Source organism: Spirillospora sp. NPDC047418 (assembly GCF_040643275.1).
Taxonomy (GTDB): domain Bacteria; phylum Actinomycetota; class Actinomycetes; order Streptosporangiales; family Streptosporangiaceae; genus Spirillospora.
Window position 1 is genome coordinate 24,055 of sequence record NZ_JBEYTW010000042.1, and the last position, 19,442, is coordinate 43,496.

Consider the following 19,442-nt stretch of genomic DNA (forward strand, 5'->3'; position numbering starts at 1 on the left):
ATGGGCTCTCGATACGGTGCGCTCAGCGCGGGTCCGGCCGGCCGGCGAGGCGGGTGGCGGTCTCCAGCAGCTGGGCGTGCACGAACGCCTGCGGGATGTTGCCGCGCAGCTGCCGCTGCCCGACGTCGTACTCCTCGGAGAACAGCCCGCTGGTGGCCGTGCCGGACCGGGCCCGCTCGAAGGTGCCGAGGGCGCGGGCGGTCTCGCCCCGCCGGTGCTCGGCGAGGGCGAGGAAGAACCCGCACAGGGTGAAGGACCCCTCGGCGACGCCGAGGGGCTCGCCGCCGATCCGGTACCGGTAGACGAAGCCCTCCTGGACGAGCTCGTCGCGGACGGCCTGGAGCGTCGCGACGCTGCGCGGGTCGCCCGCGGGCAGGGCGCCGCGCAGCGGCGGGACGAGCAGGGCGGCGTCGACGCGGTCGTCGTCGGCGGCGCGCTTCCACCGGCCGCCCGCGGTGAGCGCGGTCCGGGCGGTCTCGGCGAGGATGGCGTCGGCGAGGGCGTTCCAGGAGGCGGACTCGCCGGGGCCGCCGAGGACGCGGGCGGCCTGCCGGAGCCCGGCGACGCAGATCAGCCGGGAGTGGGTCCAGAGCCGGTCCTCGGTCTCCCAGATGCCGGCGCCGGGGTCGCCCCAGCGGCGGCCGATCACGTCGGCGGCGATGCGGGCGGCCTCGCGGGCGGCGGGCTCGGCGCGGTCGTGCTCGGCGGCGGTGGCGAGCAGCAGCAGCGACTCGCCGACGGCGTCCAGCTGCCACTGTTCGCTCGCCCGGTTGCCGGTGACGGCGCGGGCGCCGGGGTAGCCGGGCAGGGCACTGTCGCGCTGCGGCGGCACCGGGTCGCCGGTGACGGTGTAGGCGGGCCGGAGCCGGCCGCCGTCGGCCAGGATGCGGGCGGTGGCGAAGCCGGCGGCGCCGCGCAGCAGCCGCGGCGGGCCGCCGTGCGCGGCCACGGCCTGGCCGGCGAGGCACTGGTCGCGGATCCAGGCGTAGCGGTAGTCGAAGTTGCGGCCCTCGTCGGCGCGCTCGGGCAGCGCCGTGGTCGCCGCGGCGGCCATCCCGCCCGCCCGGCTGGTCAGCCCGGTCAGCACGGCGTAGGACAGCCGGGCGTCGCGGGGCGCGATGGTGTCGTCGCAGGAGGGGACGGCCTGCCGCCAGTCCCGTTCGGTGGCCTCCCACAGGGCGCCGGCGTCCAGGGCCGGCGCCGGGCCGGCGGCGGTGTCCTCGGCGAGTTCCAGCACCAGGTCGCGGGTCTCGCCCTCGGCGAGGTCGAACGTCGCGGCGAGGAGGGCGCCGCCGTCCGGGCCCTCCCGCACGACGGCCTCGTCGGCGCCGCGCCAGCGGATCCGGGTGCCGCCGCTGCGGGCCGTCCAGTCCGGGTCGTGGTGGTGCGGGCTCCGCATCCGCGGGCCGCCGGCGCGCACGTCCAGCAGGGCGCGCAGCCGGGCGCGGCCGCGCACCGCCCGGCAGCGGCGCAGCAGGACGGCGCGGTCGCGGCGGGCGGGCAGGGCCAGCGCCTCGCGGCACTCGACGATGGACCCCTCGGCGGTCACCCACCGGCTGCGCCAGATGAGCCCGCGGTCCTCGTAGTAGCCGCCCCAGACGAACCGGTCGGACACGGGCTGGACGAGGTAGCCGCCCGGCCCGCCGAGCAGGCCCGCGAAGGCGGGCGCCGACTCCCAGTGCGGGAAGCACATCCAGGCGTACTCGCCGTGCGGGCCGACGAGCACGCCGCGCTCGCCGTCGGCGATGAAGGCGTAGTCGCGCAGGGCCTTCGGCGGGGCGTACGGGGCTACCGGGTCGGTCACCATGCCTGCCCATTACCCGGGAGACGGCCGATGACCCGGACTCTCCGACAACTAGCTCTGTCTTGACAAATCTATTTGTCGGTAGCCATGATGGGGGCATGCTGGACGTGACGGTGATCGAGGACGCGGAGGCGGCGGCCGCCTCCCTGGACCCCATGCGGGCGCGGCTGCTCGCCGAGCTCGGCGAGCCGATGTCGGCGGCCGCCCTCGCCGCGCGGGTGGGGCTGCCCCGGCAGAAGGTCAACTACCACCTGCGGACACTGGAGCGGCACGGTCTCGTCGAGCTGGTCGGCGAGCGCCGCAAGGGCAACATGACCGAGCGGCTGATGCGGGCGACGGCGGCGTCCTACGTCATCTCCCCGCTGGCGCTGGCGACGCTGCAGCCCGACCCCGGCCGGCACCGCGACGCGCTGTCGGCGCGCTGGCTGCTGGCGCTCGCGGCGCGGCTGGTCCGCGACGTGGGCGCGCTGATCACCGGGGCGGCGCGGGCCGACAAGCGGCTCGCCACCTTCGCGCTGGACGGGGAGGTCGTGTTCGCCTCGGCGGCGGACCGGGCCGCGTTCGTCGAGGAGCTGGCCGCCGGGGTGGGCGCGCTCGTCCGCAAGTACCACGACGGGTCGGCGGAGGGCGGGCGGGCGCACCGCGTCGTCATCGCCGTCCACCCGTCCCTGAAGAGCGAACCGGGGGCGCCGGCGGCGGGCCGGCCGGACGCCCCGGAGCAGATCGGAACCTGAACGGCGAGGAGAGGGAACCATGGGCAGGGAATTCGAGATCGTCCGCGAGTACGAGACCGAGGCGTCCCCCGAGCAGGTGTGGGAGGCCGTCACCACCGGCACCGCCGCGTGGCTGTGGCCGATGGAGTTCGAGCCCCGCGAGGGCGGCACGGCCGCCGGCATGGGCGTCATCACCGCCTGGGACCCGCCGCACCGGCTGACCAGCCGCGCGGAGGACCCGGACGGCCTCGGCGGCATGCCGCAGACGCTGAACGTCGTGGACCACCTGATCGAGCCGCGCGAGGGCGGCGGCGCCTGGGTCCGGTACGTGCACAGCGGTATCTTCACCGGCGGCTGGGACGACCAGTACGACGGCGCGAGCAGGCACACCGACTTCTACCTGCACACGCTCCGCCAGTACCTGACGCACTTCACCGGCCGCCGGGCGGTCCACTCCGACATCCAGGGGCCGGAGGCGTCCATGCGGAAGGGCTCGTTCGCCGCCGCCGTGAAGGCGCTCGGGCTGGACGACGCCGCCGAGGGAGACACGGTGCGGGTGGACCTGCCCGGCACCGGCCCGGCCGGCGCGGTCCTCGACTACCGCACCGAGCACTTCGCGGGGCTTCGCACCGGCGACGCGATGTACCGGATCTTCGGCCGGGACGCGTGGGGCGGGCCGGTCGGAGTCGCCCTGCACCGGTTCGCGCCGGACGCCGCCGCGTCCGCGGAGCGGGCGCGGGGGTCCTGGCAGGACTGGCTGAACGGCGTCTACGCCTGACCCGGCGCGCGGCGGCGCCCGCATGGGAGGTCCCGTGCGGCGCCGCCGCGCACGGGGCTCAGCCCGCGCGCTCCCGGACGAGCGCGGCGAGGTCCATGCGGGCGAGGGCGCGCAGGCCGGGTCGCTGCGCCAGCCAGGCGGCGGCGATGACGGCGAGCGCCGACCAGGCGAACGTGGCGGGCCTGATCTCGGTGTGGAAGGACATCAGGTCGCTGTTGAACGCGCCGAGGAACGCGCCCGTGGCCAGCCGCCCGAGGATCAGGCCGGGGATCGCGCCGGCGGTCACCACGAGGAGGTTCTCGGCGGTGACGAGGCGGCCGAGGCGGCGCCGCCCGACGCCGGCGGCGCGCAGGGCGGCCAGTTCGGTGCCGCGCTCGGCGAGGTTCACCGACAGGGTGGCGAACAGGACGGTGAACGCCAGCAGCCCGCCGAACGCGAGCATGACCGCCACGAACACGTAGAACAGGTTCATGTACGCGTCCATCGTCTTCTTCACGGCCCGCGCGTCGGTGTAGGCGACGACGCCGGGACGGGCGGCGAGGGCGTGCTCGACGGCGGCGCGGTCGGCGCCGGGGTCGAACGTGACGAGAACGGTGTCGGGCTCGGTGCCGGGCGCCCAGGCGGCGACCTGGCCGAGGGTGGCGTAGGCGTAGGTGCCGAGCGGCTCGTCCACGAAACCGGCGATGGTCGTGGTGGCGGTGCGGCCGCCGGCCAGGCGCAGCCCGATGCGGTCGCCGACGTCCACGCCGAGCCGCCCGCGCAGTGCGGCGCCGACCAGCGCGCCGCGCCCGGGGAGGGCCCGCTCGCCGCCGCCGGGGGTGAGGAACCGGTGCATGCGGGTCCCGGCGGGGAGCCCGACGACGGTGGTGGAGTACCCCCTGCCGCCGGCGGTGATGGTGACGGGCACGTGCGCGGACGGCTCGGCCGCCCGCACCCCGCCGGTCGCGGCCAGCGCCTCGAGCCCGGCGCCGCCGAGGGGGCGCCCGAGGACCAGCTCGGCGTCCTGCCGCTGGATCTGGTCGAACTGCCGGGACACGGTGGCCCGGGAGGAGTCGAGCATCCCCCACGACACCAGGATCAGCACGAGCGCGAGGACGACGCCGGCCATGGTGTACAGGGTCCGGCGCAACTGGCGGGCGGGGCCGCGCAGCACCAGCCACGCTCCGGCGGGGAGCCGCCCGGCGGCGGGCACCGCGCGTCCCAGCCGGGCGAGCCGCCCCGCTCCCCCGGTCGCCGGGACGGTGCCGCGCATCGCCTCGGCGGGCGGGACGCGGGCGGCCGACAGCGCGGGCGCGAGCGCGGCGAGCGCCCCGGCGGCCACCCCGAACGCCAGCCCGGCGAGCACGGTCGACGCGCGCACCGACACCAGCGTCTCCGGCAGCCCGATCGCCTCCCCGTACAGCCGCGTCACGGACCCGGCGAGCAGCAGCCCGGCGGCGACGCCGAGGACGGACCCCGCGAGCCCGACCGCGACCCCGGTCGCCAGGTAGTGGACGACGAGGGTGCGGCGGCCGAACCCGCAGGCGCGCAGCGTGCCGATGACGACGCGGTCGCGGGCGACGCGGCGGGTCAGCACGACGTAGACGGCGACGCCCGCGGCGGCCAGGAACAGCAGCGGGAACAGCACGGCCAGCTCGGAGAACCCCTTGATGTCCTCGGCGAGGGTGGCGTTGGAGGGCTGCTCGGCGCGGGTGATCGCGGCGCCGGCGCCGTGCCCGCGGGCGGCGGAGGTGAGGGCCGCGTCGAGTCCGGCGGCGTGCCCGCGCCCATCGGCGGTGTAGTAGACGGCGGCCTGGTTCGGCGCCGCCGTCCCGGCGACCCGGCGGGCGAGGGCCTCGGGGACGAACAGGACGCCGAACGAGCCGGGCGCCGGCAGCACGTTCTGGCGGCTCGGCGCGGGCCACAGGTACTCGGGCGAGGACGCGGTGCCGCGCACCGACAGCGTCCGCCACGCGTGCCCGTCCCACACCGACACCCCGGCGCCCGGCGCCAGCCCCGCGTGGTCGGCGAGGTGCTTCTCGGCGAGGACGCCCCGCGGCGCGGCCGGGTCGAGGTAGGCGCCGTCGAGGACCTTCACCCGGTTCACCCCGGGCTGCGCCCCTGCGGGCAGCCCGACGACGCGGCCGACGAGGGTCCCGCCGCCCGGCAGGCGCAGCGGCACGTCCGCGACGGTGCGGACGGCGACGGCCTCCACCCCGGTCCGCGCCGACGCCTCCGCCGCGATCGCGGCGGTGTCGCCGCCGGTCAGGGTGAGGTCGGCGAACCGGTACTCGTGGAACAGCGCCTGGTAGCCGGAATCGAGGTTCCGGTAGGCGTCGTAGGACGCGCCGAACAGCGCGACGCCGAGCATCACCAGCACCACCACCGACACCAGCTGCGCGGGGCGGCGCCGCAGGTCGCGGCGGAGCTTGACGTTGAGGACGCTCCCCCTGCCGATCACCCCGCCGCTCACCCCGCCGGTCACCAGGTCACCTCGTCGGCGCCGGCGGGCGCGGCGTTGGCGGTGACCTCGACGACGCGCCCGGACCGCATCCGCACCACGCGGTGCGCGATCGCGGCGATCGCGGCGTTGTGGGTGACGACCAGGACCGTCCGGCCCTCGCGGTTCAGGTCCTGCAGGACGCGCAGGACGCCGCGGCCGGTCTCCAGGTCGAGGGCGCCGGTCGGCTCGTCGCACAGCAGCAGCGCCGGGTCCTTGGCGATGGCGCGGGCGATCGCGACGCGCTGCTGCTCGCCGCCCGACAGCTGTGCCGGGAAGTGGCCTGCGCGCCCGGCGAGCCCGACGGCCGACAGGGCCGCCCGCGACCGCTCCCGGTCGCCGCGGCCGGTCAGCTCAGCGACCAGCCGGACGTTCTCCAGCGCGGTCAGCGACGGGATCAGGTTGAAGAACTGGAACACGAACCCGACGGTGTCGCGCCGGTAGGCGGTGCGGGCGTCCTCGCCGAGCCCGGACAGGTCGCGGCCCCCGGCGGTCACCACGCCCTCGGTGGCGGGCTCGATCCCGCCGATCAGGTTGAGCAGGGTCGTCTTGCCGGACCCGGACGGGCCGAGCAGGACGGCGAACTCGCCCCGCGGCACCTCCAGGTCCACCTCGCGCAGCGCGTGGACCCGGGCGTGCCCGGTCCCGTAGGTCCTGCCCGCCCCGCGCAGCAGGACCGCCGGGACCGCGGCCCCCGCGTCCCCCGGGTCGCGCGGGGCCGGGGCCGGCCCGCCCGTGCGGGCGGGCGCCCGCTCACCGCCGTGTCTCCTCATCGCCGTCTCCTTCGCCTGCCTGCCCGGGCGGGGGGCCGGCCGGGCGCAGCAGGGCGGTCAGCCCCGCCGTCGCGTCGCCGGCCTCGGTCTCCGGGTCGATCAGCACGTGCATGAGCAGCCCGTCCAGCAGGGCGGCGAACACCACCGCCAGGCCGCGCGGGTCGGCGTCGGGGCGCAGCCGCCCCGCCGCCCGGTCCTCGGCGAGCCGGGCGGCGAGCAGGTCCCGGAACATCCGGAGCTGCCGCTCGGTCCCGGCGCGCAGCTCGCCGTCGCGCAGGCCGTGCGTCATCGCCTCGACCATCACCCGCTGCCCGGTGGTGCCGGCGCCGCGGTCCACGAGCTCACGGACGCCGTCGGCGACTCCGGTGAGGGCGTCCGCCGCGCGCAGGATCGCCTCCACGGGGCCTTCGAGCTCCTTCTCGACCGCGTGCGCGACCGCGGCCCGCCGCAGGGCGTCCACGGACCCGAAGTAGTAGTGCACGAGCGCGTTGTTGGCCCGCGCCCGCTCGGCCACGGCCCGCGACGTCACCGCCGCCCAGCCGCCCTCGGCCATCACCGCGACGGCCGCCTCCAGCAGCCGGATCCGGGTCGGCACCGCGCCGTCCGCCATCGTCCCCCGCCTCTTGGTCATCCGCTTTAAGCAACTGACCAACACGGTACGCCCGGATCTTTGCATCGTGCAACAGTCCAGGTGGCGGGGGATGCGGAAACGCGAACGTCCCCGCGCCGGGGATCCGGCACGGGGACGCTGGGGCGGGGGTGGCTCAGGCGTCCCTGCGTTTGAGCAGGAACGCGGCGAGGGCGAGCAGCGCGACGGTCCAGAGCGCGAAGACGCCGTAGCCCTGCCAGGGCGACAGCAGGTCGTCCGGCCCCTGCTGGGCCTTGGCGATCAGGGTGCCGGCCTCGGACGGCAGGTAGGCGTGGACGTGGTCGCCGATGCTGCCGGGCAGCAGCATGGCGAGCGGCGCCAGCACCAGCACGAACCCGATGACGCCGGTGATACCGCCGGCGGTGTGCCGCACGATCGCGCCGATCGCGAGCGCGAACAGGCCGAGCATCGCCAGGTAGAGGCCGCCGCCGATGACGGCGCGCAGCACGCCCGGGTCGCCGAGGGAGATCTCCATCCGGTCCCCGACGAGGCCGACGCCGATGAAGAACGAGACGAACGACACCGCGATGCCGAGGACGAGGACGACCAGCCCGAACACCAGGGCCTTGGCCCACAGCATCGGCAGCCGCCGCGGCACGGCCAGCAGGCTGGCGCGGATCATGCCGGTGGAGTACTCCGAGCCGATCACCAGCACGCCGAGGACGCAGACGGTCAGCTGGCTGAGGAAGAACCCGCTGCCGAGGATGAAGCTGACCGGGTCGGCGGAGATCGCCGCGCGGTCCCCGGCGCTCGTGTTGTCCCACTGCGACATCGTGAGGCCGACGAACAGGGCGGTGAACCCGAGGTCGAGGACGACCAGCAGGATCAGCGACCACAGCGTGGAGCGGACGGTGCGGATCTTCGTCCACTCCGACACCAGCAGCCGGCCGAAGCCGGGCCGGCCGAACTCGGGCGGGCCGGCGGCGGGCCGGGCGGCGGACGCGGCGGTGGGCGCGGTCATCGGGGGTCCCCCTCCGGGCTCGGGACGGCTCCGGGCACGGCGCCCCGGACGGCGCCGGGATCGATGCCGGGATCGATGCCGGGGTCCGCGCCGTACTCGACGCTGTCACGGGTCAGTTCCATGAACGCCGCCTCCAGGGAGCCGCGGCTCGGGGTCAGCTCGTGCAGGACGATCCCCTCCGCGGCGGCCAGCTCGCCGACCCGGGGCGCCTCCATCTGGGTCACGGTGATCAGCCCGTCGCCGCCCGCGGCGACCTTGCCGCCCTCGGCGGCGACGACGCCGGCGAGCCGGTCGGCGTCGGGGCTGCGCACCGTCACCGTCTTCTCGGTGCTGCGCTCGATGAACTCCTCGGTGGAGCAGTCGGCGATCAGCCGGCCGCGGCCGATGACGATGAGGTGCTCGGCGGTGACGGCCATCTCGTTCATCAGGTGGCTGGAGACGAACACCGTGCGGCCCTCGGCGGCGAGCCGCTGCATGAGGGTGCGGATCCACATGATGCCCTCGGGGTCGAGGCCGTTGACGGGCTCGTCCAGGATCAGCACCGACGGGTCGCCGAGCAGCGCGGCGGCGATGCCGAGCCGCTGCCCCATGCCGAGGGAGAACCCGCCCGCGCGCTTGCGGGCGGGGCCGGTGAGCCCGACCAGGTCGACGACCTCGTCGACGCGCCGCTTGCCGATGCCCTGCGTCTGCGCCAGGCACAGCAGGTGGTTGTAGGCGCTGCGGCCGGTGTGCACGGCCCGCGCCTCCAGCAGCGCGCCGACGACGCGCAGCGGCGCGTCCAGGTCGCGGTAGTGGCGGCCGTGGATGCGGGCGTCGCCGCGGTCGGGCCGGTCCAGGCCGAGCAGCAGCCGCATCGTGGTCGACTTCCCGGCCCCGTTCGGGCCGAGGAAGCCGGTGACCCGGCCGGGCGCGACCGTGAAGGACAGGTCGTCGACCGCGGTCTTGTCTCCGTAGCGTTTGCTGAGGTTCTCCGCCTCGATCATTGGCACTTCCCGGGCTGGTCGGCGGTGGTTCCGTGATCGTGATCACAGTAGCGCGCCCGCCGCGGTGCCCGGCTCCTCCGCGCTGATGAGGCGCCTCCGACCTGGGTAGGGTCCGGCCCGCTCGGTAAGATCGCCGGCATGTCCGACACCTCAGCGGCCGCCCCGGCACACGCCTCCGGCACCTTCACCATCGGCGAGCACACCGTCCACCGCCTCGGCTACGGCGCGATGCGGCTGACCGGCCCGGGGACGTGGGGCCCGCCCCGCGACCGGGCGGAGGCCGTCCGGGTGCTGCGCCGGGCCGTCGAACTCGGCGTGGACTTCATCGACACCGCCGACTCCTACGGCCCGTTCGCCAGCGAGGAGGTCATCCGGGAGGCGCTGCACCCCTACCCGGAGGGGCTGCTGGTCGCGACGAAGGCCGGGTTCGTGCGGACCGGACCGGACGAGTGGCACATGCTCGGCCGCCCCGCCTACCTGCGCCAGCAGGTCGAGATGGCCCTGCGGCGCCTCGGCGTGGAGCGGATCGGGCTGTTCCAGCTGCACCGGGTCGACCCGCAGGTCCCGCTCGCCGACCAGGTCGGGGAGCTCGCGGCCCTGCGCGACGAGGGGAAGATCGCCTCGATCGGCCTGTCGGAGGTCGGGGTGAAGGAGATCGAAAAGGCCCGCCGGGTCACCGCGATCGCCACCGTGCAGAACCGCTACAACCTGGCCGACCGCAACTACGAGGACGTCCTGGAGCACTGCGCGGCCGAGGGCCTCGGGTTCATCCCCTGGTTCCCGATCAAGGCCGGCAGGCTGGCGCGTCCGGGCGGCCCGGTCGACGAGGTCGCCGCCGCGACCGGCGCGACCCCCGCCCAGGTGAGCCTGGCGTGGCTGCTGGCGCGCTCCCCGGTGATGCTGCCGATCCCGGGCACGTCCACGGTCGCGCACCTGGAGGAGAACACCGCGGCCGCCGGGGTGGAACTGAGCGCGGACCAGGTCGCCGCGCTGACCGCCGTCGGCTCCTGACCCGCGCGGACACCCCGGCGCGGGGGCCGGGCCGGGCTTATTGACCGTCCGTCAATAGTTGCGCGAGGATGGCGGGCGAGGATCCGAACCGCCGGGAGGCCCGCCTTGCCCGCCACACCCCCGCTCCCCGCACCCGACCGGCCGGCGGAGCGGCTCGCCGACCGCGACGTCCTGCGCACGCTGGCCGCCGAGCCGCTCGTCGGCCTCGCCGCCGGGCGGGCGCTGCTGATGCAGCTCGCCCACCCGGGCGTGGCCCGCGGCGTCGCCGAGCACAGCGACTTCGCCGACCGCCCCCTCGCCCGCCTGTTCGGCACCCTGGACTTCCTGCTCGTCACCACGTTCGGGACGCCCGAGCAGGTCGCGCGGATCGCCGCGAAGGTCCGCGGCATCCACACGATGGTCCGCGGCGAGGGCTACTCCGGCAACGACCCGGACCTGCAGATGTGGGTCAACGCCACGCTCATCGACTCGGCCCTGTACATCCACGAGACGCTGATGCGGCCCCGCGACACCGACCCCGAGGAGTACTACCGGCAGGCCCGCGTCGTCGCCGAGGTCCTCGGCTGCCCGCTGGACGCGCAGCCCCCCGACCTGGCCGCGTTCCGCGCCTACATGGCCGAGACGCTCGCCGGGCTGGAGGTCACCGACGCGGGCCGCGAGGTCGCCGACGCCGTCCTGTGGCCCCGCAAGCTCCGCGTCCTGTTCCCCGCCCTCGCCGTGTTCCGGCTCATCACCGCCGCGCTGCTGCCCGAGCCGCTGCGCGCGCAGTACGGGCTGCCGTGGACGCCGGGCCGCCGCCGCGCCGCCGGGCTGCTGCTGTGGAGCGCCTCAGCCGGGCACCGCGTGACGCCCCGGTTCCTGCGGCGCCCGCCGCAGGCGCTCCTCGTCCGGCTGGCGACCTACCGCGTGGACCGCACCCTGTCCGCCCGCCGCGCCCGCCGCAAGAACGCGACGGCGAGCGCCCACCACCCCTAGCCGCGGCCGCTTGCCCGGGCCGCTAGCCGGGGCGCCGCTGGCCGACGCCGCCGGCCGACGGAGCTGGCCGGGGCCGCTTGCCGACGCCACTGGCCAACGCCGCCGGCCGGGGGCACTAGCCGACGGAGCTGTAGGCGACGACGCCGCGGCGCATCGCGTCCATCGCGCGGCGCGCGGTCTTGCGGATGTGGCTGTTCGGCGGCGCCGCGTCGGCGACCTGGCCGAGCAGGTCCAGCAGCTGCTTCACCGCGCGGACGAAGTCGCCGGCGGTCAGGTCGCTCTCCAGCAGCACCTCGTCGAGGTCGTCGCCCTTCGCCCACCGGTACGCCGTCCACGCGAACCCGAGGTCGGGCTCGCGCAGGAACGACACCCGGTTGTCGTGCTCGACCGCCTCCAGCTCCCCCCACAGCCGCACCATCGAGCCGAGCGCGTCCTGCGCGGCACCGGCCGGGGTGCGCGGCGGGGCCGCGTCGTCGGGCTGCCGCGACTCGTACACCAGCGCCGACACGCACGCGGCCAGCTCGGCGTGGCCGAGCTTCTCCCACAGCCCCTCGCGCAGGCTCTCGGCGGTCAGCAGGTCCAGCTCGTTGTAGATGCGGCCGAGGCGGCGGCCCTCGTCGGTGACGGAGTCCCCGTCGAGGTACCCGAGCTGCTGCAGGACGGCGCACACCCGGTCGAAGGTGCGGGCGATGACCTGGGAGCGGCCCTCGACGCGGCGGCGCAGCTGCTCGGTCTCCCGGTCCAGCCGGTGGTACCGCTCGGCCCAGCGGGCGTGGTCCTCGCGCTGGTCGCAGCCGTGCACCGGGTGGTGGCGCAGGTCGGCGCGCAGCCGGGTGATCTCGGCGTCGTCGGCGGCGGCGGTGTCGGCGCGGGACCGCTTGCGGTCGCGGACGTCGTCGGGCACCCGGTTGCGCAGCGTCGACGCCAGGTCGCGGCGGTCCTGCGGGTTGCGGGGGCTGAACGACTTCGGGATCCGGATCCGGTCGACCGGCTCCACGGCGCGCGGGAAGTCCTGGACCGACAGCCGCTGCACCGACCGGTTGATCGTCAGCACCAGCGGCGCCGGCCCGTCCGAGCGCCGCCCGACCCCCGGGTCGAGGACGACGGCGAGCCCGGAGCGGCGCCCCGACGGCACGATGACCACGTCGCCGGGCCGCAGCCGCTCCAGCGACTTCGCGGCCTCCGCGCGGCGCGCCGACGTCCGCTCCCGGGACAGCTCCGCCTCCCGGTCCGACAGCCGCCGCCGCATCGCCGCGTACTCCATGAAGTCGCCGAGATGGCACTGCGCGGCCTCGGCGTACCCCTGCAGGGCCTCCTCGTTCTTGCGGACCTGCCGGGCCAGCCCGACCACGGCCCGGTCGGCCTGGAACTGCGCGAACGACTCCTCCAGCAGCGTCCGGGCCCGCTCGAGGCCGACGGCGCCGACCAGGTTCACCGCCATGTTGTACGACGGCCGGAAGCTGGAGTTCAGCGGGTAGGTGCGGGTGCCGGCCAGGCCCGCGACCGACGCGGGCTCCACGTTCGGGCCCCACACCACGACGGCGTGGCCCTCCACGTCGATGCCGCGCCGCCCCGCGCGCCCCGTCAGCTGCGTGTACTCGCCGGGGGTCAGGTCGACGTGCGCCTCGCCGTTCCACTTGTCGAGCTTCTCGATCACCACGGTGCGGGCCGGCATGTTGATGCCGAGCGCGAGCGTCTCCGTCGCGAACACCGCCTTGATCAGCCCGCGGGTGAACAGCTCCTCGACGATCTCCTTGAACGTCGGCAGCATCCCGGCGTGGTGCGCGGCGACGCCGCGCTGCAGCGCCTCCAGGAAGTCGCCGAACCCGAGGATCCGCAGGTCCTCCGGCGCGATGTCGGCGGTGCGCAGCTCGGCGTGCGCGCGGATCTCCTCCGACTCCTCCTTGGACGTCAGCCGGATCCCCGCGTGCAGGCACTGCAGGACGGCGGCGTCGCAGCCGGCCCGGGAGAAGATGAACGTGATCGCCGGGAGCAGCCCGGCGCGCTCCAGCCGCTCGATCACGTCCGGGCGGTGCGGCGGCCGGAACCGCTGCGGGCGCGGCGCGCGGCGGCGGCCGGTGCGGCGGCCCTGGTTGACCTTGGCGCGCCGGACCTCCTCGACCGCCATCCGGGTCAGCTGCGGGTTCAGCCGCGCCTGCCGGTCCTTGCCCTTGCCCGTGTCGACGAACAGGTCGTACAGGCGGGCGCCGACGAGCATGTGCTGGAACAGCGGGACGGGACGGTGCTCGTCCACGATCACCGCGGTGTCGCCGCGGACCTCGTGCAGCCACTCGCCGAACTCCTCGGCGTTGGACACCGTCGCCGACAGCGCCACGATCCGCACCGAGTCCGGGACGTGGATGATCACCTCTTCCCACACGGCGCCGCGGAACCGGTCGGCGAGGTAGTGGACCTCGTCCATCACCACGAACGCCAGGCCCGCGAGGGTCTGCGACCCCGCGTACAGCATGTTCCGCAGCACCTCGGTCGTCATCACGACGATCGGCGCCTCGCCGTTCACGCTGTTGTCGCCGGTCAGCAGCCCCACCTTCGCCGGCCCGTACCGGCGGACCAGGTCGGCGTACTTCTGGTTCGACAGCGCCTTGATCGGCGTGGTGTAGAAGCACTTGCCGCCGCCGGTGAGGGCCAGGTGGACGGCGAACTCCCCCACCACCGTCTTCCCGGAACCGGTGGGCGCGGCGACCAGCACGCCGCTGCCGCCCTCCAGCGCCCGGCACGCCTCCAGCTGGAACGCGTCCAGCTCGAAGTCGTACAGGGTGCGGAAGTCCAGCAGGGCCGGGCCGCTCCCGGCGGTGCGCCTGCGGTAGGCGGCGTACCGCTGGGCCGGGCTCTGGTCGGCCGACGCCGTGTCGGGGGTGGTCATACCGTCGAGCCTACGGTTTCGACCGGCCCGATACCCAATTCACGGCCGACTCGATCCGCGGCGGCCGGCGCGCGGCACGACGGCGGACGGCACGGCGGCGGTCACCGGGCGGCGGTCACCGGGCGGCGGTCAGCGGGCGGCGTCGCCCTTCTCCAACTCCGCGTCGATCGCGTCCAGGTCCAGCGGGGACGCCTCGTCGTCCGACAGGCCCTCGTACGGGTCGGCGCGGCGCGCCCGGCGGCGGTCGTTGAGGAACGCCAGCAGCGCCGCGATCTCGAACAGCAGCACGGTCGGCAGCGCCAGCGCCAGCATCGTGAACGGGTCGGCGCTCGGCGTGGCGACCGCCGCGAACACGAAGATGCCGAACAGGATCATCCGCTGGAGGCCGCGGATCCGCTTGGAGCTGAGCACCCCGGCCAGGTTCAGCACCACCACGAACAGCGGGAGCTCGAACGTCAGCCCGAACACCAGCAGCATCGTCAGCACGTAGCTGAGATAGCTGTCGACCGTGATCAGCGGTTTGACGTCGTCGGCGACGAACCCCAGGAAGATCGCCAGGCCCTTGTCGACGGTCACGTACGCCAGCGCCGTCCCGACGAAGAACAGCGGGACCGCGGCGCCGAGGAACACATACGTCCAGCGCCGCTCGCGGTTGTACAGGCCCGGCGCGACGAAGGCCCATATCTGGTACAGCCACACCGGCGCGGAGATCACCGCGCCGATGATGCAGGAGATCTTCAGCTTCAGGAAGAACGAGGAGAAGATCCCGTTGACGAACAGGGAGCACTGGTCCTTGTCGATCACATGGGACTGCGGCAGCGAGCAGTACGGCTGCTTCAGGAAGTCCCACACGGGGTCGAACAGCAGCCAGCCGGCGATCGCGCCGACCACGAAGGCGAGGATCGCCTTGATCAACCGGTTGCGCAGCTCACGGAGATGGTCCATGAGGGGCATGCGGCCGTCGGGGGCGGCGGCATCGGGCCTGCTCAGTCTCATCGTCGGCATTCAGGCTCGGGGGTCGGCGGGAATCGTCGGCGGCCGGGCCGCTCAGCCCTGGCGGAGCTTGCCCGGGTCCGACACCGGCACGCCCTGGATCGGCTCACCGGACCCGATCGCGCCGCGCGGCCGCTGGCCGGCCTCACCGGCCGCCGCCTCGCGGTCCAGCCGCGCCGCCTCCTCGCGCAGCCGCGCCGCCCGCTCCCGCGGGTCCTCGGCCTGCGCCGCGGGCTGCGCCGCCGGCTGGGCCGGGGCCGCCGCCTGCGCGGTCCGGTCCGCGGGCGCGTCGTCCTCGTCCTCGCGCAGGCCCTTGGTCTCGGCCTTGAGGATCCGCGCCGACTTGCCCAGCGACCGGGCGAGCTGCGGAAGCTTCGCCGACCCGAAGATCAGCACGACGACCAGCAGGATGATGAGCAGTTCGGGAGTCCCGATGTTCGGCATGGCAATCCTCTTCAGCAGAATGGCACTCAGGCCGATCGTACGCCCTCGCCGGGCGTTTGTGGCGGCCGGGCGTCCTCGATACGGGAGAGTTCATCGCGCAGCGCCGACTGTTTCGGCTCCAGCCTCCGCCTGGTGCGTTCCAGTTCACGACCGAAACGCCGCACGCCCAGCCACACCCTGAAGGCGCACCAGGCGAGCACAGCCAGGCCGGCGAAGCCCAGCGACACCGACACCGCGACCCACATCACCCGGCCACGGTATCCGATCCGCGCGCCGCGCCCGACCCGCCCGGCTCCCGGCCCGCGCCCTCACCCCATGCCGTAGCGGGCCAGCGCCCGCGCCGCCTCCTCGCGCACCGCGGCCGCGACGCCCGCCGGCGCCACCACCCGGCCCTGGTCTCCGAGCCGCAGCGCCAGGCCCCGCACCCACCGCGCGTCCGGGGTCCGCAGGACGACCCGCAGCCGCCCCTCCCCCAGTTCCTGCACGCTCTCGCACGGGTAGTAGTCGGCGACCCACCGGCCGCGCGGCGTCAGCTCCAGCGTGACCGCCTCATCCTGCGGCGACGGGCGGAACAGGCCGGCGTCGACGTCGATCGGCTCGGCCTCGTCCGGCACCTGCGCGGGCACGTCCAGCACCGACAGGTCGGCGATCCGGTCCAGCTTGAACAGCCGCACCGCCTCCGCCCGCCGGCACCACCCCTCCAGGTAGGTGTTGCCCTCCACGACCAGCAGCCGCATCGGGTCGACGTCCCGCTCGGTGTTCTCGTCCCGCGCCGGCACGTAGTAGGTCAGGTGCACGCGGCGGCCCGCCGCGATCGCGTCCCGCAGCACCCCGACCGCGGTGCGGGCCGGGTCGGCGGTCCCGCCGTAGGCGTCCACCTCCACCGCGACCTGGCTGGACACCGCCGCGGCCTCCCCCGCCGCGCTCTCCAGCTTCGCGATCACCCGGCTGAGCGCGTCCCGGTCGTCCAGGTCCGGGATCCCCGCCAGCATCCGCAGCGCCACCAGCAGCGCCGACGCCTCGTCCACCTTCAGCCGCAGCGGCCGCGCGATCGACTCCGCCTCCGCCACCGTGATCTCCCCGCCCTCGTAGGACAGGTCGATCGGGCAGTACGGGTCGGGCGCCCGCAGCTCCACGCACCACAGCAGGTTCAGGTCGTCGATCAGCTGCTTCTCGGTCACCCCGAACGCCGCCGCGGCCTCGCCGAGCAGCACCGAGTCGCGGTTCACCACGTACGGGACCAGCGCCAGCAGCCGCCCCAGCCGGTCGGTGGACGTCGTCGCCCCGGCCCTGGTCCCCGCCTTGCCGCTCATCGGGCCTCCCCCGCTTCCCCCGGATGCCCGCCGGTGCCCGCCAGCACCGACTTCAGGTGCTGGATCACCGCCTCCCGCAGATCCGGCGGGTCGAGCACCACCACATCGTCGGCGAACCGCGCCAGGTACGGCGCGAACCGGTCGGCGTCCCGGAACGTCAGGACCGCCTCGTCCCACTCCCCGTCCCACGCCGCGTCCTCGGCCGGGCGGACATCGCGGGCCCACCGGCGCGGGCCCTGCGCGGCGCCGCGCCGCAGCCGCACCGCCGCCGGCCGCGGCTCGCTCACCGGGTCGCCCCAGTCGAACGCGATGCGCCGCACGTCCACCCCGTCCGGGACCGTCACCGACCCCGCCGGGCCGTCCGCGGCGACCTCCCCCACGACGCGGCTCAGCCGGAACACCCGCTGCTCGTCGCGGTCGCGGTCGAACCCCACCACGTACCAGCGGCCGCGGCGGCTCACCACGCCCCACGGCTCCAGGTGCCGCCGCGCCACCGACGTCCGCCCGATGCCCTGGTAGTCGAACGCCACCGGGCGGCCGTCCCGCACCGCCTCCCACAGCGCCGCGAACGCCGGCTCGTGGGTGTTCACCCGCGGCTCGATCCCCACCGCCGGCGCCGCGTCCGTCTCCACCCCCGCCGCGCGCAGCTTCAGCAGCGCGCCCGACGCCGCCTCCGCCATGCTCGCCCGCTGCCACACCCGCGCCGCCAGGCCCAGCACCGCCGCCTCGTCCGGCGTCAGGTGGATGTCGGGCAGCTCGTAGGCCTGCGGCGGGATCCGGTACCCGATCTCCTCACCGCCGCCGCCCTGCTGGTCGCTGCCCACCTCCAGCGGGACGCCGAGCTCGCGCAGCTCCTCCTTGTCCCGCTCGAACATGCGCTTGAACGCCTCGTCGGAGTCCGGGTAGCCGGGCACCGCCCGGCGGATCTGCTCGGCCGTCAGATAGCGCCGGGTCGCGAGCAGGCAGACCACCAGATTCAGCAGGCGCTCGGTCTTGCGCCGCGACACTCCGCCACCACCTCGTTCCCTCCGTAGGCCCCGCCCTCGGCCGGGTGGGCCGATCGTCCCCGCGAGCCGTCGTGCAGGACGCTACCGTTTCCCGGTGTGATCCGATGGCGCAAAGGCACAGTTGAGGACATCCGCCGCGAATGGCCGGGAGCGGTCGAGCTGAACGTCTCGATCGGGGGCGACGGCACGCACCGCGCGCTGGCCTATCCCGCCCTGGTGGGACGGCCCGAACCGGGCGATACCGTCCTGCTCAACACTACGGCCTTGGCGATGGGACTCGGGACCGGCGGCTACGCGATGGTCGTCGCGGTCCCCGACCGGCTCCCGCCCGACCCCACCGGCCCCGGCCACCTCGTCAAGGCCCGCTACACCCCCCTGCAGGCCACCGTCCTCGGCGCCGACGAGCAGGACTCCCCCCACCACGACCTGCTCCGCGACGCCGACTCCCTCGGCGGCATGCCCGTCGTCGTCGCCGACCTGCACTCCGCGCTCCCGCCGATCCTGGCCGCACTGCTGGCCGCCCGGCCGGCCGCGCGGGTCGTGTACGTCATGCCGGACGGCGGGGCGCTGCCGTCCTGGTTCTCCATGTCCATCGCCCGGCTCAAGGACGCGGGCGCCCTCGCCGCCACCGTCACCGTCGGGCAGGCGTTCGGCGGCGACCTCGAAGCCGTCACCGTCCACACCGGGCTCCTCGCCGCCCGGCTCGTCCTCGGCGCAGACGCCGTCGTCCTCGCCCAGGGGCCCGGCAATCTCGGCACCGGCACGACCTGGGGGTTCTCCGGCGTCTCGGCCGGGGAGGCCGTCAACGCCGCGTCCGTGCTGCGCGGACGGCCCGTCGGCTCCCTGCGCGTCAGCGAGGGCGACAGGCGGGAGCGCCACATCGGGGTCTCCCACCACTGCCTCACCGCCTACGGCCGCGTCGCGCTCGCCGCCGCCGACATCCCCGTCCCCGAACTCGGCGGCCCCTTCGGCGCCCGCGTCGCCGCCGAGGCCGCCCCGCTCGGCGACCGGCACCGGCTCGTCCCCGTCCCCGTCGACGGCCTCCACGAGACCCTGCGGGCCGCCGAGGAGGACTGGGGCGTCCGCCTGTCCACCATGGGCCGCCGCCTCGACGAGGACCTCCCCTACTTCCTCGCCGCCGCCGCCGCCGGCCGCCACACCGCCGGCCTGCTCGGCTAGCCGCGCACGGCCGCCGGCCCGGCGCCGGCGGCCTCCTCGGCCGTGTAGGCCGAGTTGAAGGTGAACGCGCGCGGGGACGGGCCCTGAGCGCGCAGGACCGCCAGGCGCTCCAGGCCCTCCCCGACGGTCGGGACGTGGCCCGCCGGGATCCACCACATGACCAGGTGCGCCTCCGCATGCCGGTGGAACCACTCGCGGCGGCGGCGCATCGTCTCCAGGTGCGCGCTGCGGTAGACGAAGTCCCACAGCGCCTCCGCCGACTCCCACACCGAGAAGTTGACGATCACGTCGGCACCGGCCGGACGCATCCCGGTGGCGTCGGGCCGCCCCTCCTCCACCAGCCGCCACACGAAGCCCGGCGCCGCGTCGGCGAGCGCGTTCACCGGATCCAGCAGCGCGACGAAGTCCGCGGTGCGCGGGTCGTCGAGGGGGTGGCGGAGCGTGGCGACGTTGAACTGGGCGAGATGCCACCGGGTGTCTGCGTTCATGATCCCCA

General features: G+C 75.4%; 18 protein-coding genes. 5 read left to right on the forward strand and 13 right to left on the reverse strand.

What is annotated here, in order from left to right; all coding sequences use genetic code 11:
• Positions 1-22: 22 nt before the first annotated feature.
• The gene (locus tag ABZ806_RS24720; protein ID WP_500219749.1) at positions 23-1,807 is read right to left on the reverse strand and encodes a glycoside hydrolase family 15 protein; all 1,785 of its coding nucleotides are present in this window, start codon (positions 1,805-1,807) and stop codon (positions 23-25) included.
• A gap of 95 nt (positions 1,808-1,902) precedes the next feature.
• Between ABZ806_RS24720 and ABZ806_RS24725 the strand changes: the two genes are divergently transcribed.
• Together ABZ806_RS24725 and ABZ806_RS24730 are read left to right on the forward strand one after the other, a co-directional pair.
• Complete coding sequence (locus tag ABZ806_RS24725) at positions 1,903-2,538, forward strand: ArsR/SmtB family transcription factor (RefSeq protein WP_500219750.1); 636 nt, start codon at positions 1,903-1,905, stop codon at positions 2,536-2,538.
• Positions 2,539-2,557: 19 nt separating this feature from the next.
• Positions 2,558-3,295: an SRPBCC family protein gene (locus tag ABZ806_RS24730; protein ID WP_500219751.1), complete on the forward strand. Its 738-nt coding sequence runs from the start codon at positions 2,558-2,560 to the stop codon at positions 3,293-3,295.
• 58 nt (positions 3,296-3,353) lie between these two features.
• Here the strand turns inward: ABZ806_RS24730 and ABZ806_RS24735 are convergent, their stop codons facing one another.
• The 5 genes from ABZ806_RS24735 to ABZ806_RS24755 all read right to left on the reverse strand — a co-directional run bounded on the left by ABZ806_RS24735 (position 3,354) and on the right by ABZ806_RS24755 (position 9,140).
• Positions 3,354-5,759 (reverse strand): FtsX-like permease family protein, encoded by a 2,406-nt coding sequence (locus ABZ806_RS24735; RefSeq protein ID WP_500219752.1) that lies wholly within the window; start codon positions 5,757-5,759, stop codon positions 3,354-3,356.
• Positions 5,756-6,547, reverse strand: a complete 792-nt coding sequence (locus ABZ806_RS24740; protein ID WP_500219753.1) for an ABC transporter ATP-binding protein — start codon at positions 6,545-6,547, stop codon at positions 5,756-5,758. Before ABZ806_RS24740 ends, ABZ806_RS24735 begins: the two co-directional genes overlap by 4 nt.
• Entirely contained in the window at positions 6,528-7,178 is a 651-nt protein-coding gene (locus ABZ806_RS24745) for a TetR/AcrR family transcriptional regulator (protein WP_500219754.1), read from the reverse strand. Before ABZ806_RS24745 ends, ABZ806_RS24740 begins: the two co-directional genes overlap by 20 nt.
• Before the next feature lie 133 nt (positions 7,179-7,311).
• A complete protein-coding gene (locus tag ABZ806_RS24750) occupies positions 7,312-8,157 on the reverse strand; it encodes an ABC transporter permease subunit (RefSeq protein ID WP_500219755.1) in 846 nt (281 codons plus the stop codon).
• Entirely contained in the window at positions 8,154-9,140 is a 987-nt protein-coding gene (locus ABZ806_RS24755) for an ABC transporter ATP-binding protein (RefSeq protein WP_500219756.1), read from the reverse strand. The genes ABZ806_RS24750 and ABZ806_RS24755 overlap by 4 nt, the downstream gene beginning before the upstream one ends.
• A gap of 138 nt (positions 9,141-9,278) precedes the next feature.
• Between ABZ806_RS24755 and ABZ806_RS24760 the strand changes: the two genes are divergently transcribed.
• A complete protein-coding gene (locus ABZ806_RS24760) occupies positions 9,279-10,151 on the forward strand; it encodes an aldo/keto reductase (RefSeq protein WP_500219757.1) in 873 nt (290 codons plus the stop codon).
• Positions 10,152-10,256: 105 nt separating this feature from the next.
• Positions 10,257-11,126: an oxygenase MpaB family protein gene (locus tag ABZ806_RS24765; RefSeq protein ID WP_500219758.1), complete on the forward strand. Its 870-nt coding sequence runs from the start codon at positions 10,257-10,259 to the stop codon at positions 11,124-11,126.
• A gap of 115 nt (positions 11,127-11,241) precedes the next feature.
• Here the strand turns inward: ABZ806_RS24765 and ABZ806_RS24770 are convergent, their stop codons facing one another.
• From ABZ806_RS24770 to ABZ806_RS24795, 6 genes are all read right to left on the reverse strand, one after another.
• Positions 11,242-14,010 carry a DEAD/DEAH box helicase gene (locus ABZ806_RS24770; RefSeq protein WP_500219759.1) on the reverse strand — a complete coding sequence of 923 codons (2,769 nt, stop codon included), beginning with the start codon at positions 14,008-14,010 and terminating at the stop codon, positions 11,242-11,244.
• A 129-nt stretch (positions 14,011-14,139) separates the two neighbouring features.
• On the reverse strand, positions 14,140-15,006 hold the full coding sequence (tatC, locus tag ABZ806_RS24775; protein ID WP_500219760.1) for a twin-arginine translocase subunit TatC: 867 nt from the start codon (positions 15,004-15,006) through the stop codon (positions 14,140-14,142).
• Positions 15,007-15,057: 51 nt separating this feature from the next.
• Positions 15,058-15,447: a Sec-independent protein translocase subunit TatA gene (tatA, locus tag ABZ806_RS24780; RefSeq protein WP_500219761.1), complete on the reverse strand. Its 390-nt coding sequence runs from the start codon at positions 15,445-15,447 to the stop codon at positions 15,058-15,060.
• 26 nt (positions 15,448-15,473) lie between these two features.
• Positions 15,474-15,692 carry a hypothetical protein gene (locus ABZ806_RS24785; protein ID WP_500219783.1) on the reverse strand — a complete coding sequence of 73 codons (219 nt, stop codon included), beginning with the start codon at positions 15,690-15,692 and terminating at the stop codon, positions 15,474-15,476.
• Between the two features lie 63 nt (positions 15,693-15,755).
• Entirely contained in the window at positions 15,756-16,760 is a 1,005-nt protein-coding gene (locus ABZ806_RS24790; RefSeq protein ID WP_500219762.1) for a helix-turn-helix transcriptional regulator, read from the reverse strand.
• Positions 16,757-17,767 carry a helix-turn-helix transcriptional regulator gene (locus ABZ806_RS24795; protein WP_500219763.1) on the reverse strand — a complete coding sequence of 337 codons (1,011 nt, stop codon included), beginning with the start codon at positions 17,765-17,767 and terminating at the stop codon, positions 16,757-16,759. The genes ABZ806_RS24790 and ABZ806_RS24795 overlap by 4 nt, the downstream gene beginning before the upstream one ends.
• Positions 17,768-17,863: 96 nt before the next feature.
• Here ABZ806_RS24795 and ABZ806_RS24800 point away from each other — a divergent pair, with 96 nt between their 5' ends.
• Positions 17,864-18,946 carry a DUF3866 family protein gene (locus tag ABZ806_RS24800; protein ID WP_500219764.1) on the forward strand — a complete coding sequence of 361 codons (1,083 nt, stop codon included), beginning with the start codon at positions 17,864-17,866 and terminating at the stop codon, positions 18,944-18,946.
• Here ABZ806_RS24800 and ABZ806_RS24805 read toward each other — a convergent pair.
• Positions 18,943-19,434 (reverse strand): DUF3291 domain-containing protein, encoded by a 492-nt coding sequence (locus ABZ806_RS24805; protein ID WP_500219765.1) that lies wholly within the window; start codon positions 19,432-19,434, stop codon positions 18,943-18,945. The two genes, ABZ806_RS24800 and ABZ806_RS24805, sit on opposite strands and share 4 nt — an antisense overlap.
• Positions 19,435-19,442: the final 8 nt, after the last annotated feature.